Source organism: Ensifer sp. LC163, from assembly GCF_001695855.1.
In the GTDB taxonomy this organism is placed as follows: domain Bacteria; phylum Pseudomonadota; class Alphaproteobacteria; order Rhizobiales; family Rhizobiaceae; genus Ensifer.
Genome location: NZ_MBSS01000042.1, coordinates 1 through 3,644, shown reverse-complemented (window position 1 = coordinate 3,644; position 3,644 = coordinate 1). Strand labels below are relative to the sequence as shown.

General features: G+C 61.0%; 4 protein-coding genes and 1 pseudogene. 3 read left to right on the top strand and 2 right to left on the bottom strand.

Annotated features, from left to right (window positions below):
* Positions 1–162 precede the first annotated feature (162 nt).
* The 3 genes from tnpA (BC360_RS24680) (at position 163) to tnpC (ending at position 2,613) form a co-directional block, all read left to right on the top strand.
* Positions 163–603 (top strand): IS66-like element accessory protein TnpA, encoded by a 441-nt coding sequence (gene tnpA / locus BC360_RS24680; protein ID WP_065797230.1) that lies wholly within the window; start codon positions 163–165, stop codon positions 601–603.
* Complete coding sequence (gene tnpB / locus BC360_RS24675) at positions 587–940, top strand: IS66 family insertion sequence element accessory protein TnpB (RefSeq protein ID WP_065797229.1); 354 nt, start codon at positions 587–589, stop codon at positions 938–940. The genes tnpA (BC360_RS24680) and tnpB (BC360_RS24675) overlap by 17 nt, the downstream gene beginning before the upstream one ends.
* Positions 941–1,011: 71 nt before the next feature.
* Positions 1,012–2,613, top strand: coding sequence for an IS66 family transposase (gene tnpC, locus BC360_RS24670; protein ID WP_065797228.1), 1,602 nt, complete (start codon positions 1,012–1,014; stop codon positions 2,611–2,613).
* A gap of 89 nt (positions 2,614–2,702) precedes the next feature.
* Here the strand turns inward: tnpC and tnpB (BC360_RS24665) are convergent.
* A pseudogene (tnpB, locus tag BC360_RS24665) lies at positions 2,703–3,008 on the bottom strand (IS66 family insertion sequence element accessory protein TnpB); the annotation flags it as partial.
* Positions 3,009–3,038: 30 nt separating this feature from the next.
* Positions 3,039–3,386, bottom strand: coding sequence for an IS66-like element accessory protein TnpA (gene tnpA / locus BC360_RS24660; protein WP_244512890.1), 348 nt, complete (start codon positions 3,384–3,386; stop codon positions 3,039–3,041).
* Positions 3,387–3,644: the final 258 nt, after the last annotated feature.

Genomic DNA, 3,644 nt, shown 5'->3' with positions numbered 1-3,644 from the left:
GCATGACTCGGGGTCAGAGTGATTCGCCACTTCTTCTCCGTGTTGAACTTTCATCAACTATCTTTCATCGGCTTTGCAGCCGCACTAAGCGCGGAATTCCCCGCACCTGTTCATAGACGTGGCAGTGAGGGAGTCTGTGTCCACAACGGAGACTGTGGACACATGACATTGGATGGCGCGGGAAGATCAGGGCCGCTTCGAGTGGTTCGGGTTCTCGGCAACGGTAAGCGACGATTTGATCCGGTCGAGAAGGAGCGCTTGGTCGATGCGGCCCTTGAGCCGGGAGTATCGATTGCAGGGCTTGCGCTGGCGCACGGGGTCGCCAATCAGTTGCGCAACTGGGTGGCGCTACGGCGACGCCGGCAAGCGAGCGAGAAGGAATTGACGGTTCTGCCGAACAGCGCGCCGCCGGCCTTCGTTCCGGTGGTTGCGGTATCTGCGACTGCACGACCGCTGGCCCCGTCGGCTCGGCCGACATCGCCACGGGTGCGGTTGAGGGCGTCGCTCCCGAACGGTGTGCGGCTTGAGCTTGAAGATGCGGATGCTGAGGCTCTGTCGGCGATGATCGAAGCACTGGGGCGTTGCGATGTTCCGGCTGGCTGATGATCTGCGCGTCTATCTTCACCGGGAGCCGATCGACTTCTGGGCCGGGATCAACAGCCTGGCGATCCTGGTCGAGCAGTCTATGGGCCTCAACCCGTTCGAGCGCGCGGTGTTCGCCTTCTGCAATCGTCGCAGAACCCGGATGAAATTGCTGTTCTTCGATCGGTCTGGCTTTGTGCTCGTGCTGAAGGCGCTGTCGGAAGACAAGTTCCGCTGGCCGCGGCGGCCGGAGGCGGTGGTGGCGCTTGACGCCGAACAACTGCACTGGTTGCTCGACGGCATTGACCTCGACGCGATGGCGCGCCATCCGGTGCGGCAATATGAATTTGTCGGCTGAACTCGGCGCAAACGCACAGCGTTTGTCGCGGGACCGTTGACGCAAGGGAACGGCTCAGATTCAAGACTATAATGACTCGAGCCGGCACCCCTGATGTTGCGGAATTGATGGCGCTTTTGGCGGCGAATGCTGCCGAAATCGCCGCGCTGAAGGCCGAGAAGGATATCCTCGCGCAGCGCGTCTTCAAGCTTGAGGAAGAACTGGCGCTGGCGCAGTTGCATCGTTTTGCGCCGCGCAGCGAAAAGCACATGGATCGCATCTTCAACGAGGCCGAGCAGGCTGCCCTTGAGGGAGACGAGGACAGCGAAGACGCCGATGATGCCGTCGCTCTACCGGACACGGGATTGGCGGAGATCGAAAAGCCGGAGGGCAAGAAACCCGGCCGCAGGCCATTGCCGGCGAACCTGCCGCGCCAGCGCGTCGAATATGACCTTGCCGACGACCAGAAGGTCTGTCCGTGCTGCAGCCACCCGATGCATCGCATGGGCGAGCTCGTTACCGAGCAGCTTCACATCGAGGTGAAGGCCACGGTTCTGCAGAATGCGCGGTTCAAATATGCGTGCCGACACTGCGACCGCACCGGCATCAGCACGCCTGTTGTCATCGCGCCGATGCCGAAGCAGCCCCTTCCGGGCAGCATCGCCACGGCCTCAACGCTGGCCTTCGCGCTCGTTCATAAATATGTCGACGGCACGCCGCTCTATCGTCTGGCGCAGGCCTTCGAGCGCGCCGGGGTTCCTGTCAGCCGCGGCGCTTTGGGCCACTGGGTGATCGGTTCGAGCGAGAAACACCTGTCTCGTATCTATGACAGGCTGAAGCTGCGGCTTCGATCGCAGACCGTCATTCATGGCGACGAGACCACGGTCCAGGTGCTGAAGGAAGCGGGCAAGGAAGCGACCAGCACGTCGTATATGTGGGCCTTTCGCAGCGGCGAGGACAGTCACCAGCCGATCGTGCTGTTCGATTATCAGCCCGGCCGCGGACAAGAGCATCCGCAGGCCTTCCTCGGCGACTACCGCGGCATCTTGGTGAGTGACGGTTATCAGGCCTGGCGCACGTTGAAAGGCGCCACGCATGTCGGGTGCATGGCCCATGCCAGGCGGAAGTTTGTCGACGCTCTCAAGGCGCGCAAGAAACCCGGCGGGCCGCCGGCGCAGGCCATCAAGTTCTTCGACCAGCTCTACCGGATCGAAAGGCAGGTGCGGGACGAGAGGCCGGATGACGGTGAAACGCAGGCCGACTACAGGCGCCGCTTTCGCCAGAAACACAGCATCCCGGTCCTGAACGCACTCAAGGCGTGGCTCGACGCGATCGCTCCAAAGGTCGTGCCCGACACCAAGCTTGGCGATGCCGTCTCCTATACGCGCAATCAATGGGAATATCTGACCCGCTATACCGACGACGGTAGGATGCCGATTGATAACAATTTACTCGAGCGCGACATTAGAATCTTTAGAATCTTTGCCACCGGCCGAAAATCGTGGTTGTTCAGCGACACCGTCGATGGAGCCAAGGCCAGCGCCGTCATCTATAGCCTGATGTTGACCTGTCGCGCCTGTGGCGTCGAACCATTCGCATGGTTGCGGCACGTTCTCACCGAACTGCCGCAGCGTCCCGACAACGCCGACATCGACGACCTGCTACCATTCAACTTCAAAAAGCAGCCTGCCTGACCGCCGGCTCAAGCCGCCTTATAACGCGCACCGAAATGAGCGCTTACCGTCAACGGTCCCGCGACAAACGCTGTGCGTTTGCGCCGAGTTCAGCCGACAAATTCATATTGTCGCACCGGATGGCGCACCATCGCGTCGAGATCAATGCCGTCAAGCAACCAATGCAGTTGCTCGGCATTGAGCGGCACCACCGTCTCCGGCCGCCGCGGCCACCGGAACTTGTCTTCCGACAGCGCCTTCAGCACGAGCACAAAGCCAGACCGATCGAAGAACAGCAATTTCATCCGGGTTCTGCGACGATTGCAGAAGGCGAACACCGCGCGCTCGAACGGGTTGAGGCCCATTGACTGCTCCACCAGGATCGCCAGGCTGTTGATCCCCGCCCGGAAGTCGACCGGCTCCCGGTGAGATAGACGCGCAGATCATCAGCCAGCCGGAACATCGCAACGCCCCAGTGCTTCGATCATCGCCGACAGAGCCTCAGCATCCGCATCTTCAAGCTCAAGCCGCACACCGTTCGGCAGCGACGCCTTCAACCGCAACCGTGGCGATGTCGGCCGAGCCGACGGGGCCGGCGGTCGTGCAGTCGCAGATACCGCAACCACCGGAACGAAGGCCGGCGGCGCACTATTCAACAGAACCGTCAATTCCTTCTCGCTCGCTTGCCGGCGTCGGCGTAGCGCCACCCAGTTGCGCAACTGATTGGCGTTGACTCCGTGCGAAAGCGCAAGCCCTGCAATCGATACTCCCGGCTCAAGGGCCGCATCAACCAAGCGCTCCTTCTCAACCGGATCAAATCGTCGCTTACCGTTGCCAAGAACCCGAACCACTCGAAGCGGCCCTGATCTTCCCGCGCCATCCAATGTCATGTGTCCACAGTCTCCGTTGTGGACACAGAATCCCTCACTGCTCCGTCTATGAACAGGTGCGGGGAATTCCGCGCTTAGTGCGGCTGCAAAGCCGATGAAAGATAGTTGATGAAAGTTCAACACGGAGAAGAAGTGGCGAATCACTCTGACCCCGAGTCATGC

Coding starts and splice junctions, on each gene's coding strand:
- tnpB (WP_065797229.1), top strand. CDS start 587: ATGTTCCGGCTGGCTGATGATCTGCGCGTCTATCTTCACCGGGAGCCG.
- tnpA (WP_065797230.1), top strand. CDS start 163: ATGACATTGGATGGCGCGGGAAGATCAGGGCCGCTTCGAGTGGTTCGG.
- tnpC (WP_065797228.1), top strand. CDS start 1,012: ATGACTCGAGCCGGCACCCCTGATGTTGCGGAATTGATGGCGCTTTTG.